Annotated in this window: 12 protein-coding genes; 3 read left to right on the top strand and 9 right to left on the bottom strand. The window is 66.8% G+C overall.

Annotated elements, in window-relative coordinates:
* The first annotated feature begins 1 nt into the window (after position 1).
* Positions 2–2,440, top strand: a complete 2,439-nt coding sequence (locus HOP59_RS01605) for a membrane-bound PQQ-dependent dehydrogenase, glucose/quinate/shikimate family (protein ID WP_234252555.1) — start codon at positions 2–4, stop codon at positions 2,438–2,440.
* Here the strand turns inward: HOP59_RS01605 and HOP59_RS01600 are convergent.
* Positions 2,419–3,318 carry a LysR family transcriptional regulator gene (locus HOP59_RS01600; protein ID WP_234252554.1) on the bottom strand — a complete coding sequence of 300 codons (900 nt, stop codon included), beginning with the start codon at positions 3,316–3,318 and terminating at the stop codon, positions 2,419–2,421. The genes HOP59_RS01605 and HOP59_RS01600 overlap by 22 nt on opposite strands.
* A gap of 97 nt (positions 3,319–3,415) precedes the next feature.
* Between HOP59_RS01600 and HOP59_RS01595 the strand changes: the two genes are divergently transcribed.
* A complete protein-coding gene (locus tag HOP59_RS01595; protein WP_234252553.1) occupies positions 3,416–4,165 on the top strand; it encodes an NAD(P)H-dependent oxidoreductase in 750 nt (249 codons plus the stop codon).
* Positions 4,166–4,193: 28 nt separating this feature from the next.
* Here HOP59_RS01595 and aroQ read toward each other — a convergent pair whose 3' ends face one another.
* The 6 genes from aroQ to HOP59_RS01565 form a co-directional block, all read right to left on the bottom strand.
* Complete coding sequence (gene aroQ / locus HOP59_RS01590) at positions 4,194–4,787, bottom strand: gamma subclass chorismate mutase AroQ (protein WP_234252552.1); 594 nt, start codon at positions 4,785–4,787, stop codon at positions 4,194–4,196.
* Positions 4,788–4,839: 52 nt separating this feature from the next.
* The gene (locus HOP59_RS01585; RefSeq protein WP_234252551.1) at positions 4,840–5,742 is read right to left on the bottom strand and encodes a PA4780 family RIO1-like protein kinase; all 903 of its coding nucleotides are present in this window, start codon (positions 5,740–5,742) and stop codon (positions 4,840–4,842) included.
* Positions 5,743–5,769: 27 nt separating this feature from the next.
* Complete coding sequence (gene dbpA / locus HOP59_RS01580; protein WP_234252550.1) at positions 5,770–7,170, bottom strand: ATP-dependent RNA helicase DbpA; 1,401 nt, start codon at positions 7,168–7,170, stop codon at positions 5,770–5,772.
* A 232-nt stretch (positions 7,171–7,402) separates the two neighbouring features.
* Positions 7,403–8,881, bottom strand: coding sequence for an efflux transporter outer membrane subunit (locus tag HOP59_RS01575; RefSeq protein ID WP_234252549.1), 1,479 nt, complete (start codon positions 8,879–8,881; stop codon positions 7,403–7,405).
* Entirely contained in the window at positions 8,874–12,047 is a 3,174-nt protein-coding gene (locus HOP59_RS01570) for an efflux RND transporter permease subunit (RefSeq protein WP_234252548.1), read from the bottom strand. The genes HOP59_RS01575 and HOP59_RS01570 overlap by 8 nt, the downstream gene beginning before the upstream one ends.
* Positions 12,048–12,137: 90 nt before the next feature.
* Positions 12,138–13,346, bottom strand: a complete 1,209-nt coding sequence (locus HOP59_RS01565) for an efflux RND transporter periplasmic adaptor subunit (RefSeq protein ID WP_234252547.1) — start codon at positions 13,344–13,346, stop codon at positions 12,138–12,140.
* Between the two features lie 555 nt (positions 13,347–13,901).
* Between HOP59_RS01565 and HOP59_RS01560 the strand changes: the two genes are divergently transcribed.
* A complete protein-coding gene (locus tag HOP59_RS01560) occupies positions 13,902–14,876 on the top strand; it encodes a LysR family transcriptional regulator (RefSeq protein ID WP_234252546.1) in 975 nt (324 codons plus the stop codon).
* A gap of 30 nt (positions 14,877–14,906) precedes the next feature.
* Here the strand turns inward: HOP59_RS01560 and HOP59_RS01555 are convergent, their stop codons facing one another.
* The gene (locus HOP59_RS01555; protein WP_234252545.1) at positions 14,907–15,323 is read right to left on the bottom strand and encodes a RidA family protein; all 417 of its coding nucleotides are present in this window, start codon (positions 15,321–15,323) and stop codon (positions 14,907–14,909) included.
* 37 nt (positions 15,324–15,360) lie between these two features.
* A complete protein-coding gene (locus HOP59_RS01550; protein WP_234252544.1) occupies positions 15,361–17,244 on the bottom strand; it encodes an ABC transporter ATP-binding protein in 1,884 nt (627 codons plus the stop codon).
* Between the last annotated feature and the right edge of the window lie 139 nt (positions 17,245–17,383).

The raw sequence follows: 17,383 nt of genomic DNA, 5'->3' as shown, positions 1-17,383 counted from the left end.
CATGGATGTGCATACCTCACGAGGAGCGGCCGGCTGGGCCGTCACCGTTTTCGCCATCGTTCTGCTGCTGCTCGGCCTGGCCATGTCGCTGGGTGGCGCCTACCTGATCTATCTCGGCGGAACGTTCTACTTTCTCCTGGCCGGCATCGGCACGCTGGTGGCTGCCGTCATGCTCAAGCTGGGTTTGCCTGCGGGGGTGTGGGTCTATGCCGCTACCGTAGCGGGTACGTTTCTCTGGTCGCTGTGGGAAATTGCCATGAAGGGCTGGATGCCGGTCTGGCACATCGACCTGATGGCGCGTACCGGTCTCATGGCTGGGTTGCTGGCTGTCGCCCTGTTACTCCTGCCCGTGTTGTATCGCCGCGGTTACTATCAGCCCGCCCTGCCCTACGCCGGCCCCCTGCTAGGCGTGCTGATCATGGCCGGCTACGCCGGGGCGGTGCTGTGGCTCATCTTCGACTCGGGCCCAGATGCACCCACCACGGTGGCCGCCGAGGAGATCCCTCAGCAGGGGGGCCCGGACGACACCGACTGGGTTGCCTACGGCGGCACCAACCTGGCCCAGCGCTTCTCGCCGGCCGACCGGATCACACCGCACAATGCCGATCAGTTGGAGGTGGCCTGGGAGTTCAATACCGGCGACGAACCGCCCAGCGATGCCGCCCCCTACGCCTTCCAGAATACGCCGTTGAAGATCGGCAACAGCCTTTACGTCTGCACCCAAAGCAATCAGGTCTTCGCTCTCGATCCAGGCACCGGCGAGCAGCAGTGGCACTTCGACCCTGAAGTGGCGGTAGAAGCCCAGGAGCACGTTTTCTCTACCACCTGCCGCTCGGTGGCTTACTTCGAGGCCCCCGAGCCTGTCGAGGAGTGCCCTCGTCGCCTGCTGTTGGGCACGCTGGACGGCCGCCTGATGGCACTGAACGCCGAAGACGGCTCGCTGTGCAACAGCTTCGGCGACAACGGCACGGTGGATCTCAACGACCGCATGGACCCTCAAGCGTTGGGACTGCTCTCCAACACCTCGGGGCCGATCGTGGTGAACGGAATCGTGGTGGTGGGCCATCAGGTCACCGACAACCAGCGCCGCGACGCCCCTTCCGGTGCCGTACGCGCCTACGACGCCATCACCGGAGAGTGGCAGTGGACCTGGGACTCGGTATGGACCACCCCGGACCAACAGCCACCTGAAGGAGAGCTCTACCCTCGCGGCACGCCCAACGTATGGACGGCGATCTCCGCAGACGAGGAGCTGGGCCTGGTCTACCTGCCCACCGGCAACCCCACCAACGACCAGTATGGCGGCGACCGCAGCCCCGAGGAGGATGAGTTCACCTCGACGCTAGTCGCGGTGGAGGCCGACAGCGGTGAAGTGCGCTGGAAGTTCACCACGGTGCTCCACGATCTGTGGGACTACGACCTCGGCGCCCAGCCCGCGCTGATCGACTTCCCTACCGACGACGGGCCCCGTCCCGCCGTGGTACAGGCGACCAAGTATGGCCAGGTGTTCGTCTTCGACCGGGAAACCGGCGAGCCCCTGCTACCCATTGAGGAGCGGCCGGTACCCCAGGGCGCCATCGAGGGCGACTGGACCGCCGAGGTGCAGCGCTTCTCGCCGAGCATGCCCAACTTCGGCTCGATACCCGGCCAGGAAGTGGAGCACTTCACCGGCGCCCACGCCTGGGGGGCCACCCCCATCGACCACCTCTACTGCCGGATTCAGTTCGAGCGCATGCGCTACGAAGGCATGTTCACTCCACCGACCCTCGACCATGCCGGCGGCATGCTGCAGTTCCCGGGCATTCTCGGTGGCATCAACTGGGGTAGCGCCGCCTTCGATCTCGATAACGGTCTGATGATCGTCAACAACAACCGCATGCCGTCACGGGTGGTGCTCTACCCACGCGAGGAAGCCGACGAGATGGAGAATATCGCCCCCATCGGCGAAGAGGATGCCAGCTATATCGATCAGGAAGCACAGCCCATGCTCGGCGCCCCGGTGGCGGCGCAGCGTGGCGCCTGGCTATCGCCGCTGGATATGCCCTGCGCCGCACCGCCCTGGGGCTTTCTCAGCGCCACCGATCTCGCCAGCGGTGAACTGGTGTGGTCCCGACCGATCGGCACCAGCTTCGACCAGGGCCCCTGGGGCATCCCCGCGCGACTCAAGATGACCGTTGGCGCGCCCACCAGCGCGGGGCCGGTCACCACCGCCGGCGGCGTAACCTTCATCGGCGCCACCATGGACGACTACATTCGCGCCTTCAACAACACCACCGGCGACATGCTGTGGGAGGCGCGCCTGCCAGCAGGCGGCCAGGCGACGCCGATGACCTACATGCACGAGGGGCGTCAGTACGTGGTGATCGCCGCAGGCGGCGCCTTTCAGGCCGAAACCAGCCTTGGCGACAGCGTGATGGCCTATGCCCTGCCCGAGGAGTGAGCCGGCCGCCCGGGCTGGCCCTCCAGGCGAGGTGCACAGGCGCTCAACGCCTCGGCGAGGTAAGCCATGAAGGCGCGAATGCGCGCCACCCGGCGCAGATCGGGGTGGGTCAGCAGCCACAGGTCGGTGGCGAGCTCGGGAATCGGCTCGCCGAGTCGCGTAAGAGCCGGTTCGGCATCGGCGAGATAGCAGGGCAGCACGGCGCGGCCGAGGCCGTCGCGGGTGGCGGCCAGCATGCCGAACATGGTGTCGACGCGATAACGGCAGCGCTGGTTGGCTCCCTGCCCGGCCATCCAGGCGTCGAGTGCAGCATAGCCCAGGTGACGGTCCGGCCCGACCCAGGCATCGGCGGCGCCATCGGTACGGGCGTAAACGGCCTGGGCGATGGTGCCGACCCGCCGCCCCACCAGGTGCTCGGGTGGCGTGGGCGAGGGCCGCACCGCCACGTCGGCGTCGCGCTGGGAGAGGTTGAACAGTTGGTTGGAGACCGCCACTTCGAGCACGATTTCGGGGTGGGTGTGCTGGAAGCCGGCGAAGATCGGCGACAGCAGCCCCATCAATAGCGTATCGGTGGTGGTCACGCGAATGGTGCCGGAGAGGCGCAGGTCACGCCCCACCACACGCCGCTCGGCGCCCAGCACCTCGGTTTCCACACGGGCAGCGGTTGCCGCCAGGTCCTCCCCCGCCGGGGTCGGTGCGTAACCCGTGCGCGAGCGTTCGAACAGCGCCACGCCCAGGCGCCGCTCGATGGCATTCAGGCGGCGGAACACCGTGGCGTGACTGGCCCCCAACCGCCGTCCGGCGCCGGACAGCGAGCCCGCCTCGGCGATGGCCTGCACCACGCGCAGGTCGTCCCAGTGCAGCGACTGTTCAATCATGCAAAGTCGATTGTCATTTTTTGGGAATGTCGGTTCGTCAGCGTACAGAATAGTCTGAAGGCACGCATCACGTAGGCCAGCGAAGCGGAGACCCAAGATGCATGCCCTGATCGTGTTCTGCCACCCCGAACCGCGCTCGTTCAACGGCGCCCTGAAGGACGTCGCCGTCGAGATCCTGCAACGGCAAGGCTACAGTGTCGAGGTTTCGGATCTCTACGCCGAAGGCTTCGATCCGCTGGAGCGGCCATGCCACTACGTCGAACGGGCCGAGCCCGAGACGTTCCTGCCCCTCACCGAGCAGCGCCACGCCTTCGAGGGGGGCTTTTTGCCCGCCGACGTGAAGCGTGAGATCCAACGTCTGGAGCGCGCCGACCTGGTGATCCTGCAGTTTCCGCTGTGGTGGCACGCCCAGCCGGCCATGCTCAAGGGCTGGTTCGACCGGGTGTTCGTCTACGGCGGGCTCTATAGCGGCCGCATGCGCTACGACCGCGGCCGTTTTCCCGAAAAGAAGGTCATGCTTTCGGTGACCACCGGCGCCCCGACGCCGACCTTCACCCGCCATGGGCGCAGCGGCCATATCGTGGCGCTACTGTGGCCGATTCACTATTCGCTCTACTATCTGGGCGTCAGCGTGCTGCCACCTCAGGTCACCTATGGGGTGCAGGGCGGTGGGCTGAGCTACCAGGACGAGGCGGCGTTCCGTGAACGCCTGGAAACGGAGAAGGCCGCTTGGGCGCGGCGGCTGGAAGGCCTCGACGGCGAGGCAGCGATCCCCTTCGCCGGCTGGGACGACTGGGACGAACGGGGGGTGCTCAAGGCCGAGCACCCCCGCGCCTGGCAGCTGTAGGGGTTCGCCATGGCGCGAAAACTGGCCGCTATGGCGCGAAGCGCTCTCTCAGCGGCGCGATCGCCACATCACGCGGTTCGCCATCGAAGTCGTCCTGGATCAATTCGGCGGCGCGCTGCTCGAGGTAGCGCCCCGCCCCCTCCACCTCGGCGATGCGCTGCATGTCGGCCAGCGCTTCGATCAGCTGGGGCGTCAGGCGGTCGAGCACCGGGCGCACCTCTTCGGCGAGATCGGGCGGGTCGGCGAAGGTGGAGCGCCCCTCCTGCAGCCATTGGTGGTGCAGGCGCCGCTGAACCTGCTTGCTGGCCTCGAACTGCTTGTCGAAGAAGCGCCGGGCGAAGGCATCGTCGACGCCAGCCGCCTCGGCATCCTCTGCCACCTGATCGAGAATCTGCGCCTCGCGCTCCGGCGCCTCGATGGGCGCGCCGCTGTTCCACTTGGACTGGGCTACCAGTGGGGCCACGTCGAGTCGCTCGTCGATCAATACCAGCATGCGGTCGATAGCCGCCTTGTCCTCGTCGGGTGGCTCCGGTGGCTGCATCTGGCAGCCTGCCAGCAGCAGGGCCAAGGCAATTGCAAGCAAGCGTCCGGAATGGATGGGCAGCGCTTTAAGCAACGACATGGCGATCCTCGCTCGGTTATTGGAGATGATTCGAAGGGTACTCCAATTCGGTTCAACGCTCCCGCTGGGACTCCTGCCACTCCTCGGCGGCCTCCTCCACGCCGGGCTCGTCGCCGCGGTTGCGCATCCCCTGGCGGTACGCCTCCTCCTCGCGCACATCGTCGATCACGGTCATCAGCTCGCCGACGTCCACGGTGCTGGTGTCATGCTCGAAGCAACCCGTGAGCTGGCTCTCCGGGTGCAGCTCGCCGGCTTCGTAGAGCGCCCAGATCTCCTTGCCGTAGTCGGTGGCCAGCAGCTCCGGGGCAAAGCGGCCGAAGTAGCGGCGCATGTTGTCGACGTCGCGCTCGAACATCCACTCGGCGCTGTTGTTACCGGCGGCGTCCACCGCCTGGGGCAGGTCGATGATCACCGGCCCGTCGGTGGCCAGTAGCACGTTGAATTCGGAAAGGTCGCCGTGCACCAGACCGGCGCACAGCATCTTGACCACGTCGCGCAGGATCTTGGCGTAGTACTCCCGGGCCTGCTCGGGGCTCAGGGTCACGTCGTCCAGGCGCGGGGCGGTCAGGCCCTCGGCATCGCTGATCATCTCCATCAGCAGCACGCCGTCGATGAAGCCATAGGGCTGCGGCACCCGCACATCGGCCGCCGCCAGCCGGTAGAGGGCATCAACCTCGGCGTTGAGCCAGGCCTGCTCCTGCTCCTTCTGGCCGTAGCGGGTCTTCTTGGCCATGGCCCGCGAGCGACGACTGTTGCGTTCGCGACGCCCCTCCTGGTACTGCACCGCCTGCTTGAAGCTGCGCTGCTTGGCCTCCTTGAAGACCTTGGCGCAGCGGCGCTCGCCGTGGGAAATCACCACGAAGACCTGGGCTTCCTTGCCGCTCATCAGCTGACTCTCGACTGCGTCGATCAAGCCGTCGTCGATCAGCGGCTGCAATCGTTTAGGTACCTTCACCTATCCTCCTACTGTTCAAAGCGGCAATCAGCGGCTGACACGCCGGGCGCGAAACGAGCGTCCCTTGAGCTTGCCTGTGCCGAGCTGGGCCAGCGCCGCCTTGGCAACCTCGCGCCGCACCGCCACGTAGGCGCTACGCTCCAGCACCTTGATCTTGCCTACTTGAGCCCCCTCGATGCCACCCTCGCCGGTCAAGGCGCCGAGAATATCGCCGGGGCGCACCTTCTGCTTCTTGCCACCATCGAGCTGCAGCGTGGCCATCTCCGGCAGAAAGGGCTCCCGCGCCAGCACGCTGCGCGGCGGCAGTGGCGCTTCTTCCAGCGCTTCGCCGAGAAACTCGTTGAGCCGCTCGAGGCGATAGGCCTCGCTCTCGCTGACCAGGGTGCAGGCGATGCCGGAGCCGCCGGCGCGACCGGTACGCCCGACGCGATGCACGTGGACTTCGAGGTCACGCGCGATCTGGTAATTGAATACCGCATCCAGCGCGGCGATATCCAGCCCCCGGGCCGCCACGTCGGTAGCCACCAGGATGGAGACGCTGTGGTTGGCGAACAGTACCAGGATGCGGTCGCGATCGCGCTGCTCCAGGTCGCCGTGCAGCGCCAGGGCGCTGAAGCCCGCCTCGGAGAGGGCATCGGCAAGCTCCTGGGCCTCGCGCCGGGTGTTGCAGAACACCACGCTGGAGCGCGGCCGGTGCTGCAGCAGCAGTCCGCGCAGGGCAGCGAAGCGCTCTGCCTCGTCGGCCACCCGGTAGACGCGCTGGCGAATGGTGCTGTCATCATGGCTCTCGGCCACCGCCACCTCGGCCGGCTCGCGCATCAGCCCCTGGGCGATGCCCCTCACCTCATCGCTGAAGGTAGCGCTGAACAGCAGGGTCTGGCGGCTGGCCGGCGTCGCGCCGACGATCGCCTCCAGGCTGGGCTGAAAGCCCATGTCGAGCATGCGATCGGCCTCGTCCAGCACCAGCACGTCGAGCGCAGCGAGATCGAGCGAGCCCTTGCGCAGGTGCTCTTCTATACGACCGGGCGTGCCCACCACCACATGAGCGCCATGGGCCAGCGAGGCCAGCTGCGGGCCGAAGGGAGCGCCGCCGCACAGGGTCAGCACCTTGACGTTAGGCAGCGTGCGCGCTAGCCGCCGGATCTCGCCGGCCACCTGGTCGGCCAGCTCGCGAGTCGGACAGAGCACCAGCGCCTGAACCTGAAAGCGCGAGACATCGAGGCGCGACAGCAGCCCCAGGCCGAATGCTGCGGTCTTGCCCGAGCCGGTCCTGGCCTGGGCGATCACGTCGCGACCGGCCAGCACCGGCGGCAGGCTCGCGGCCTGGATCGGCGTCATGGCGTGGTAGCCGAGCGAATCGAGATTGGCCAGCAACTGTGGCGCCAGCGGCAGCGAGGCAAAGGCCCCGTCGTTGGGAGAGTCGGACACGGAAATGGACCTGCGAGAATGAATGGCGAAGGCCCCTGCCAATGCCGGGCTTCGTCTAAAGGAAGGCGAGCAGCATAGCAGAAAATGGGGGAAGACATCGTGCTACCGCCAGTGCCGGGTCAGCGAGTGCTTACTGGGGGACGTACCACCGAACGTGGGATAGATGGAGCCGGCACGGCGCATGGCGCCATGCCGGCTGGTCGTCAGGCGGGCAAGCCAGCGACTCGCCCTCTCAAGTGGAGGTCAGCGCCGGTTCGGCATTCGCTTGGCGCGGCGCGTCCATGCGCTCTTCCCAGCCGCCGGCCAGGGCGCGGTAGAGCCCCACCAGGGCGGTGGCGGCACGCACGTTGCTCTGGGCCAGGCCGTCCTCGGCCTCGAGTCGTGAACGCTCGCTGTCGATCACTTCGAGGAAGTCGATCACGCCGACCTCGAAGCGCACCCGCGCCTGACGGGCCGCCTCTGCGCTGGCCTCGGCGGCGGCCGCCAGATGCTCACGCTCGCGCAGCGACTGGGCATAGCGGGCAAGCGCCGTCTCGGCCTCCTCCAGCGCCAGCAGCACGGCCTGCTCGTAGCGCGCCAGGTTGGCCTCGGCGTCGGCATCGGCGGCAGCCATGCGCGCCCGCACCCGGCCGCTATCGAGGAACGACCAGTCCACCCCCAGCGCCACCAGTCGGGTCTGGCTGTCGCGGCCGAACAGATCGCCTGTGCTGGCGGCCTGGGTGCCGAGCAGACCGCTCAGAGTGAAGCGCGGGTAAAGATCGGCCGTGGCCACGCCGATGCTGGCGGTGGCGGCGTGCAGGCGCCGCTCGGCGGCTGCGATATCGGGACGGCGGCGCAGCAGCTCGCCGGGCAGGCCCACCGCCACTCGCTGGTGTAGCGCCGGCAGCGGTGCCGGCGCCTCCAGCCGGGCGATCAGCGCGCCGGGCTCGCGCCCGGTCAGCACCGCCAGGCGATGAGTGATGGCGGCGATCTCGCCTTCAATGGCCGGAATCCGCGACAGCGTGCTTTCGAGCTGCGCCCGAGCGCGCACGCTGTCGAACTCGGTGCCGCGCCCTGCCTCCAGCCGCGCGTCGACCAAGGCCAGCGATTCCCGCTGGTAATCGGCGTTGGCCTCGGCCACACGCAGTTGCTCCTGCAGCCCACGCAGGCGCATGTACTGATCGACCAGCTCGCCGACCACCACCACCTGCATGGCGCGCACATCGGCGCCCGAGGCCTCTGCTTCGGCCTGCTGGGCCTCCACGGCGCGCCGCACGCGGCCGAAGAAGTCGAGCTCCCACAGCGCGGCGACACTGGCGTCGTAGCTTTCGAAGTCGCGCTGGGAGCGCGTCGCCTGGGGCATCTGGTCGGCGCTGGCACGCTGGTGCGAGGCGCCGCCCTGGGCGGTGACGCTGGGCGCCAGGTCCCGGCGCGACTGGCGCAGCAGTGCCAGGCTGCGGTCGTGACGCGCCAGGGCGATGCGCAGGTCGTGGTTGGCGTCGAAGGCCTCCTCGACCAGCTCGCTCAGCAGCGGGTCGTCGAAGCCGCGCCAGAACTCGCGCTCGACCGCCTCGGGAGTGACGAGCTCAGCCTCAGCGCGCGCCAGGGCGGCGGGCTCGGCCAGCGTCGGCGCGCGGTAGTCGGGCCCCACCGCACAGGCGGCCAGCGCCAGGGCGAGCGGCAACGGCATCAGGTTGCGCAGGGCTCTCATCGGTTTGGCCAGATCAGGCATGGTAGGCGCCCTCCACGGGCTGTGCGTCACGGGGTTCGGCCTGCCCGCGCGAGACCAGCTTGCGCAGGGCGACGTAGAACACCGGGGTCAGGAACAGGCCGAACAGGGTCACGCCGAGCATGCCGGCGAACACCGCCGTGCCCAGCGCCTGGCGCACCTCGGCGCCGGCACCACCGGCCAGCATCAGCGGCACCACCGCCGCGGTGAAGGTGATCGAGGTCATGATGATCGGGCGCAGGCGCAGGCGGCACGCCTCCAGCGCGGCCTCGACGATGCCGCGGCCCTGCATCTCCAGCTCGCGGGCGAACTCGACGATCAGGATGGCGTTCTTGCACGCCAGGCCGATCAACACCACCAGCCCCACCTGGACGAAGATGTTGTTGTCGCCGCCGGTGAGCTTCACGCCGATCAGCGCCGAGAGCATGCACATCGGCACGATCAGGATCACCGCCAGCGGGAGCGTCCAGCTCTCGTAGAGCGCGGCCAGCGCCAGGAACACCAGCAGGATGGCCAGCGGGAACACGATCAGCGCCGCCCCGCCCTGGTTGACCTGCTGATAGCTCAGGTCGGTCCACTCGAATGCCATGCCCGCCGGCAGCACTCCCGCGGCGAGCTGCTCCACCACCTGGATGGCCTGGCTCGACGACAACACCCGCGGGTCGGCCTCGCCCATCAAGTCCGCCGCCGGGTAGCCGTTGTAGCGGATCACCGGGTCGGGGCCGAAGGTGCGGTCGACCCGGATCATGCTGCCGATGGGCACCATCTCGCCATGCTCGTTGCGGGTGCGCAGGCGCTCGATGTTGGCCACGTCCATACGGAAGTCGCCGTCGGCCTGGGCCATCACCTGCCAGGTACGCCCGAAGCGGTTGAAGTCGTTGACGTAGACCGAGCCGAGGTAGACCTGCAGGGTCTCGAACAGGTCGGTCAGCGCCACGCCCTGGGTCTTGGCCTTGACCCGATCGACATGCAGGTCGAGCTGCGGCACGTTGGACTGGTAGGAAGTGATCGGATAGCCCATGCCCGGCGCCTGCATCAGCGCGCCGCTGAAGCCATCCACCGCCTGCTGCAGCTCACCGTAGCCGAGCCCGGCGCGGTCCTGCACGAACAGCGAGAAGCCCGAGCCCGAACCGATGCCGAGAATAGCCGGCGGGGTAAAGGCGAAGCTGAACGCCTCCTGCATGGCACCGAACTTGCCGTTGAGCTCGGCGACGATCTCGTTGGCGCTGCGCGAGCGCGACTCGAAGGGGTCGAGGCCGAAGAACACCGTGCCGGTGTTGGGCGTGTTGGTGAACTGCAGCGGGTTGAGCCCGGGAAACGCCACCGCCGAGGTCACCCCTTCAGTTTCGAGCGCCAGCTCTGTCATGCGCCGGATCACCGCTTCGGTGCGGTCGAGGGATGCGCCCTCGGGCAGCTTGGCGCCGCCGATCAGGTACATCTTGTCCTGGGTGGGGATGAAGCCGCCCGGCACCATCTGGAACATCACCCCGGTACCCGCCAGCAGCAGCGCGTAGACGGCGAATACCGCGCCGCGTCGACGCAGGCTGCGCGCCACGCCGCCCTGGTAGCCCTTGGAGCTGGCGTTGAAGAAGCGGTTGAAGGGACGGAACACCCAGCCGAACAGGAAGTCGATCAGCCGCGATAGGCGGTCCTTGGGCGCGTCGTGGGGCTTGAGCAGCAGCGCCGCTAGCGCCGGCGACAGCGTCAGCGAGTTGATCGCCGAGATTACCGTGGAGATGGCGATGGTCACCGCGAACTGGCGATAGAATTGGCCGGTGACGCCCTCGAGGAAGGCCATCGGGATGAACACCGCGCACAGCACCACCGAGATGGCGATGATCGGCCCGCTCACCTCGCGCATGGCCTGGTGGGCTGCCGCCAGCGGCGCGAGCCCCTCCTCGATGTTGCGCTCGACGTTCTCCACCACCACGATGGCGTCGTCGACCACGATGCCGATGGCCAGCACCAGGCCGAACAGGGTCAGGGTATTGATCGAGAAGCCGAGCAGATAGAGCACGGCGAAGGTGCCGACGATCGACACCGGCACCGCCAGCAGCGGGATCACCGAGGCGCGCCAGGTCTGCAGGAACAGCGTGACCACCAGCACCACCAGCAGCACCGCTTCCAGCAGGGTCTTGATCACCGACTGGATCGAGTCGCGCACGAACACCGTGGGGTCGTAGACGATGGTGTACTCCACCCCTTCGGGGAAGCGCTGGGAGAGCTCCTCCATCTTGTCGCGCACCGCGTCGGAGAGCGCGATGGCATTGGAGCCCGGTGCCTGGAAGATACCGATGGCCACCGCCTGCTGGTTGTCGAGCAGCGCCCGCAGTGAATACTCGGCGGCGCCGAGTTCGACACGTGCGACGTCGGAGAGGTAGGTGATCTGGCCACCGCTACCCGCTCTGACCACGATGTTGCCGAACTCCTCCTCAGTGGTCAGACGCCCCTGGGCGTTGATTGAAACCAGGAAGTCGGACGACTGCGGCGTCGGCGGCGCACCGAGCTGGCCGGCCGAGACCTGCACGTTCTGCTCGCGGATCGCGGCGATGATGTCGCCGGCGGTGAGCCCGCGGGCGGCGGCGCGGTCGGGGTCGATCCACACCCGCATGGCGTAGTCCCCGGCACCGAACAGCATTGCCTGGCCCACCCCCTCGAGCCGCGCAAGCTCGTCACGCACGTGCAGCGCTGCGTAGTTGCGCAGGTAGGTGCTGTCGTAGCGCCCGTCCGGCGAGATCAGCTGCGGCACCATGGTCAGGTCGGGCGACTGCTTGTCGGTGGTCACGCCCTGGCGGCGCACCGCCTCGGGCAGCCGCGCCAAGGCCTGGCTGACCCGGTTCTGCACCTGCACCTGGGCCTCGTCCGGGTCGGTGCCGGGACGGAAGGTCAGCGTCAGCGCCAGCACCCCGTCGGAGCCGGCCACCGACTTCATGTACATCAGGTTCTCCACACCGGTGATGGCCTCCTCAAGTGGCGTGGCCACGGTGTCGGCGATCTCGCTGGGGTTGGCGCCGGGATAAACCGCCCGCACCTGCACCGTCGGCGGCACCACGTCGGGGTATTCGCTGACTGGCAGCAGCGGGATGGTGATCGCACCGGCGATGAAGATCAGGATCGACAGCACCGCGGCGAAGATCGGTCGGTCGACGAAGAACTTGGCAAAATTCATGACAAGACTCCCTTACGGGACGGACGCGCGGTCCGCCCCGTACAAGTCAGGGGTTATGGTTATCTGGAGTCGTGCTGGGCGGTGATCGGCTCAGCGCACGGCAGCGTACTCGCCGGATGCCGCGCCTGAGCCGCGCATGTCGACGCTTTCCGCCGCCACCGGCATGCCCGGGAAGAAGATCCGCTGGGCACCGTTCACCACCACTTGGTCGCTGGGCTCGAGACCCGTCGTCACCACCCGCAGGCCGTCGACCATGCGCCCGAGCTGCACGTCGCGACGCATGGCTCGGCCCTCGTCGACCACATAGACGTACTTGCGGTCCTGGTCGGTGAGCACTGCCTTGTCGTCGATCAGCAGAGTTCCCTCAGCGCTGCCCGCCAGTAGCTGAACGCGGGCATACATGCCGGGAGCAAAGCGCCCCTCGCCGTTGTCGAGCACGGCACGGGTCAGGATGGTGCCGGTGTCGGCATCGAGACGGTTGTCGATGAAGTCGACCTCGCCGCGGTAGGGGTAGTCCTCGTCGCTGGCCAGACCCACACGCACCGGAACGCCGCCGTCGCGCAGGCTGAACTGCCCGCCGTTGCGCGCCAGGGCGTCGTAGTGCAGGTAGGCCCGCTCGTCGCTGTGGAAGTGCACGTGGACCCGATCCAGGGCGACGATGCTGGTCAGCGGCGTGGCTTCGGAAACCAGATTGCCCGAGGTGACCAGCGCCCTGCCGGCACGCCCGGAGATAGGCGCACGCACTTCTGTGAACTCCATGTTGAGCCGGGCCGTCTCGGCAATGGCTTGAGCGGCGAGAATGTCGGCCTCGGCGGTGGCCGCCGCCGCACGCCGCTGGTCCAGCTCCTCGCGGGAGATCGAGCGGCTCTGAGACAGTGCCTCGGCCCGGGCGGCTTCGCTGCGTGCCAGTTCGGCACGGGCTCGGGCTCGCTGCAGCTCGGCCTCGGCCCGCTCCAGCTCAGCTCGGTAGGGACGCGGGTCGATGACGAACAGCACGTCGCCCTTCTCGACCTTCTCACCCTCGGTATAGTTGACGCTCTCAATGTAGCCGGACACGCGCGGTCGCAGGTCCACCGTCTCCACCGCCTCGATACGGCCGGTGAAGGCGTCCCACAACTCCACGTCTTCGACCAACACCTGAGCCACGCTGACCTGGGGCGGCGGTGGCCCTTGTTCGGCACCGGCCTGGGTGTCGGCCTGGCTCTCGCATCCTGTCAGCACGACGACCCCGGCAAGCATGGCGGTAGCCATGAGCAGGCGCCGGCTCCCTCGACTCTCGAACATCTTGTGGACGTTCATTGATACTCCCTCTCCCATTGAGCAACGCGAAGTTCGCCATGCCGTTTAGGAAACACTGCACAAATGCCTGCGCGAGCGAATCACTGCGTTGCGCGGTGCCGAAGCGTCGGACCGTCGGAATCCTCACATATACCCCATATGCTCCGGTTGACTCGCAGCCTGCGGCTTCTCGCCCCTTCGGGGCCAGCCTACGGCTGTTTGTCGCTTCGCTCGGTACTGTGCTCCGTGCGCCTTGCGCTTCATCTCGCTCGTCGATTTGTTCAGCGCTTCCTTTACTCAGCCTGGCCTCTATTCCTTGCCGCTAGTTCTTTGCCTCTGTCTTTTCTGACTTATTAATGTCGTTCGGTGGCGTGATTAATCGACGGCAAACTTCGCAAACCCCCACCTTATAGTGTTACCTGGCACTTGATTAGTCGGCCCAGCAGGGAAATACTGTCCCTTTGGCGGGACAGTCTCCGTGCAACCGTTCTTGCCCTTCTACAGTATTTCCCCTGACACGGTGCTTACCCTGAAACGGGGTTCTTCAGGCACTGCGCACGGCACAGGAATACGACCATGCTGCAAGACCTCAACGACGCCCTGATCTTTGCCAAGGTCGTGGAACAGGGCAGCTTCAGCTCCGCCGCTAAACAGCTTCGTCTTGGCAAGACCACGGTGAGCCGCAAGGTGCAGGACCTGGAGCGGCGTCTTGGCGCTCGGCTGCTGCACCGCACCACCCGCAACCTGAGCCTGACCGAGGCGGGTGCCATCTACTTCGATTACTGCAACCGCATCGCCCGCGACCTGGGCGAGGCGGAAAAAGCGGTGCACCATCTCGAAGAGAGCCCCCGCGGCTGGCTCAGGGTCACCGCGCCCTTCACCATGTGCACCGAGTTCACCTCGATCCTGGTGCGGGACTTCCGGCAGCTCTATCCCCAGGTGCGCATCGAGCTGGTGCTCTCCAACGAGCGCCTGGATCTGGTCGCCAACCAGATCGACGTCGCGCTACGGGTCGGTTCTCTGCCCGACTCCAGCCTGGTGGCGCGCCGCCTGGCCCGCTTTCACTCCTACGTCTATGCCAGCGAGGCCTACCTCGCGCGGCATGGCGAGCCCCGCGAGCCGGCGGAGCTGGCCGCCCACCCCGTGCTGGCCAAGGCCATGGAGCAGCGCGGCCAACGCTACGTCTGGCAGCTGCACCACAGCGAGAGCCAGCAAGCCGTGGAGGTGGAGGTCGACCCCATCGCCATCGCCAACGACCCCTTCGCCCTGCGCGGCATGCTCGAGGACGGCCAGGGCATCATGCTGGCCAACGAGTTCGTCACTTGCATGAGCCCCGAGTCGCGCCGCCCGCGGCGTATTCTCGAAGGCTGGGAGGGCCCCGAGGTCGAGCTCAACGCCGTCTTCCCCGGCGGCAGCCTGGTCTCGCCCAAGGTGCGCACCTTCGTCGATTTCGTGGTCGAGCGCATGCGTATCACCATGGAGCCAGCCGAGGATGCCTGGCAGCCGCCTGCCCACACCGCACCGGTGAAAGAGGAACAAGCGCTGGCATAGCGTCTGGCTCAGGCAGCTTCCGGTATCGCTTCAGGGCAGTTCCGGCAGCACCGCCTCGGCCTCTATCTCGATCAGCCATTCCGGTTCGGAAAGACCGCTGACGATCACCCAGGAAGAGGCCGGTGGCGACTTGGGAAAGCGCGAGCGCAGTGCCTGTACCACTCCTTCCTGGTCGTAGCGGGCGGGCTCGGCGATATAGATGCGCAGCATCACCACGTGGGACAGGTCACCGCCCAACGTGCCGAGAATCGCCTCGATGTTGTCCAGTGCGGCAAAGGTCTGCCCCTCCAGATCGGGGCCGACCAGGCACTCGTGGGCGTCGACCCCCACCTGCCCCGAGAGATGCACACGGTAGCCACCCTTGACCATCACCGCCTGGCTGAAGCCGTACTGCAGGGTATTGGGCACGCCCCGCGAGTTGATGGCTTCTCGTTCCACGCCTTGCATGTTCACCCCTCCTTCTTTGCCTATGGTTGTGCCCGGCTCACGACTCCGCGTTCAACGGGCTTTCCTGCCGCTCGCTCTCTTCGGTGTCCAGCCCCAGGAAACCGCCGGACTGGCGCCGCCACAGCGAGGCGTAGAGGCCATCGAGCGCCAGCAGCTCCCGATGGGTACCGCTCTCGACGATGCGTCCCTCGTCGATGACGATGAGTCGATCGAGCATGGCGATGGTCGACAGTCGGTGCGCGATGGCGATGACCGTCTTGCCCACCATCAGGGTGTCGAGCTGCTCCTGAATGGCCGCCTCGACTTCGGAATCGAGCGCCGAGGTGGCCTCGTCGAGCACCAGGATCGGCGCATTCTTGAGCAGCACCCGGGCGATGGCGATGCGCTGGCGCTGGCCGCCGGAGAGCTTTACGCCGCGCTCGCCGACGTGGGCATCCAGGCCGCGCCGCCCCTTGTGGTCGACCAGCTCGAAGATGAACTCTGCATGGGCCCGGCGTACGGCTTCCAGCACCTGCTCGTCGGTCGCCTCGGGGCTGCCGTAGCGGATGTTGTCGCGCACCGAGCGGTGCAGCAGCGAGGTATCCTGGGTCACCATGCCGATCTTGCGCCGCAGCGACTCCTGGCTGACCTCGGCGATGTCCTGTCCGTCGATCAAGATGCGTCCACTTTCCAGGTCGTAGAAGCGCAGCAGCAGGTTGGCCAGGGTCGACTTGCCGGCGCCGGAGCGGCCGATCAGCCCGACCTTCTCGCCCGGCGCCACGGTCAGGCTCATGCCGTCGAAGACGCGGGCCTGCGCGCCGTCGGGCCGGTCGTAGCCGAAGCGCAGCGCTTCGAAGCGGATCTCGCCGCGGGGCACGCTGAGCACCGCCGCGCCGGGCAGATCCTTCACCGTAGGCTCACGGGCGATGGTGTTGATACCGTCCTGCACCGTACCGATGTTCTCGAACAGCCCCGCCACCTCCCACATGATCCAGTCGGACATGAAGCGAATGCGCATGACCAGGGCGATGGCCACAGCAATGGCGCCGAGTGACATGGCCTGGAAATACCAGGCACCGATGGCAATGGCAGCCACGCTGGCCAGCAGCAGGGAGTTGAGTACCGTCAGGGACACGGAGAGCAGCGTGGCCAGGCGCATCTGCCGATGCACCGTGACCATGAACTTCTCCATGGCGTCGCGGGCGTAGGCCTGCTCGCGCTGGGTATCGGCGAATAGCTTGATGGTCTGGATGTTGCTGTAGCTGTCGACGATACGTCCGGTCATGCGTGCACGGGCGTCAGCCTGCTCCATGGAGACCCGGCGCAGCCGCGGCACGAAGACCCACATGATCGTGCCGTAGCCCACCAGCCACGCCACCAGCGGCAGCATCAGCCAGGGTTCGGCACCGCCCATCAGCCACATGGCACCGATGAAGTAGACCAGCACGTAGACCATCAGGCCCAGCAGTTTGGTGACCGTCTCGCGGATCGCCAGCGCCGTCTGCATCACCTTCTGCGATACGCGACCGGCGAACTCGTCCTGGTAGAAGGCCAGGCTCTGGCTCAGCATGTGACGGTGCGCCAGCCAGCGACCGAGCATCGGGTAATTGCCAAAGATGCCCTGGTGCGAGAGCAGCGACTGCAGCAGCACCAGCAGCGGAAAGCCCAGCACTACCAGCGCCGCCATGCCCGCCAGGCGCCAGCCGTACTCGGCGAAGAAACCTTCGCGCTCGGCATTGGCCAGCCAATCCACCAGCTCACCCATATAACCGAAGAACACCACCTCGGCCGCCGAAACCATGGCAGTGACCAGCGACATGGCCAGCAGCAACGGCAATACCGGACGCGAGAAGTGCAGGATGAACTTGAACAGTCCCTGGGGTGGGGTACCGGCCTGCCCTGAAGGGTAGGGGTTCACCAATCTCTCGAAGTAACGGAACATGACAACTCCATCGTCAAGAATGCTTAAGAAAACTTTGTATCAAGCAGAGTTCGATCCAATGACAGGAAGCAGGCTAAAACCTAAACTTAGATTGAGGTCAAGAGTTTCGTGAAGTCTTGATGGTCCACACGACGAAAAA

It is taken from the genome of Billgrantia aerodenitrificans (genome assembly GCF_021404405.1).
GTDB lineage: Bacteria > Pseudomonadota > Gammaproteobacteria > Pseudomonadales > Halomonadaceae > Halomonas > Halomonas aerodenitrificans.
Note: the sequence above shows the minus strand (reverse complement) of the source record. Positions and strands in the feature narration are given on the sequence as shown.

Bases quoted from the DNA above. Each gene is read 5' to 3' on its own strand.
- HOP59_RS01550 (WP_234252544.1), bottom strand. From the start codon at position 17,244: ATGTTCCGTTACTTCGAGAGATTGGTGAACCCCTACCCTTCAGGGCAG.
- HOP59_RS01600 (WP_234252554.1), bottom strand. From the start codon at position 3,318: ATGATTGAACAGTCGCTGCACTGGGACGACCTGCGCGTGGTGCAGGCC.
- HOP59_RS01565 (WP_234252547.1), bottom strand. From the start codon at position 13,346: ATGAACGTCCACAAGATGTTCGAGAGTCGAGGGAGCCGGCGCCTGCTC.
- HOP59_RS01595 (WP_234252553.1), top strand. From the start codon at position 3,416: ATGCATGCCCTGATCGTGTTCTGCCACCCCGAACCGCGCTCGTTCAAC.
- HOP59_RS01560 (WP_234252546.1), top strand. From the start codon at position 13,902: ATGCTGCAAGACCTCAACGACGCCCTGATCTTTGCCAAGGTCGTGGAA.
- HOP59_RS01570 (WP_234252548.1), bottom strand. From the start codon at position 12,047: ATGAATTTTGCCAAGTTCTTCGTCGACCGACCGATCTTCGCCGCGGTG.
- HOP59_RS01605 (WP_234252555.1), top strand. From the start codon at position 2: ATGGATGTGCATACCTCACGAGGAGCGGCCGGCTGGGCCGTCACCGTT.
- HOP59_RS01575 (WP_234252549.1), bottom strand. From the start codon at position 8,881: ATGCCTGATCTGGCCAAACCGATGAGAGCCCTGCGCAACCTGATGCCG.
- aroQ (WP_234252552.1), bottom strand. From the start codon at position 4,787: ATGTCGTTGCTTAAAGCGCTGCCCATCCATTCCGGACGCTTGCTTGCA.
- HOP59_RS01555 (WP_234252545.1), bottom strand. From the start codon at position 15,323: ATGCAAGGCGTGGAACGAGAAGCCATCAACTCGCGGGGCGTGCCCAAT.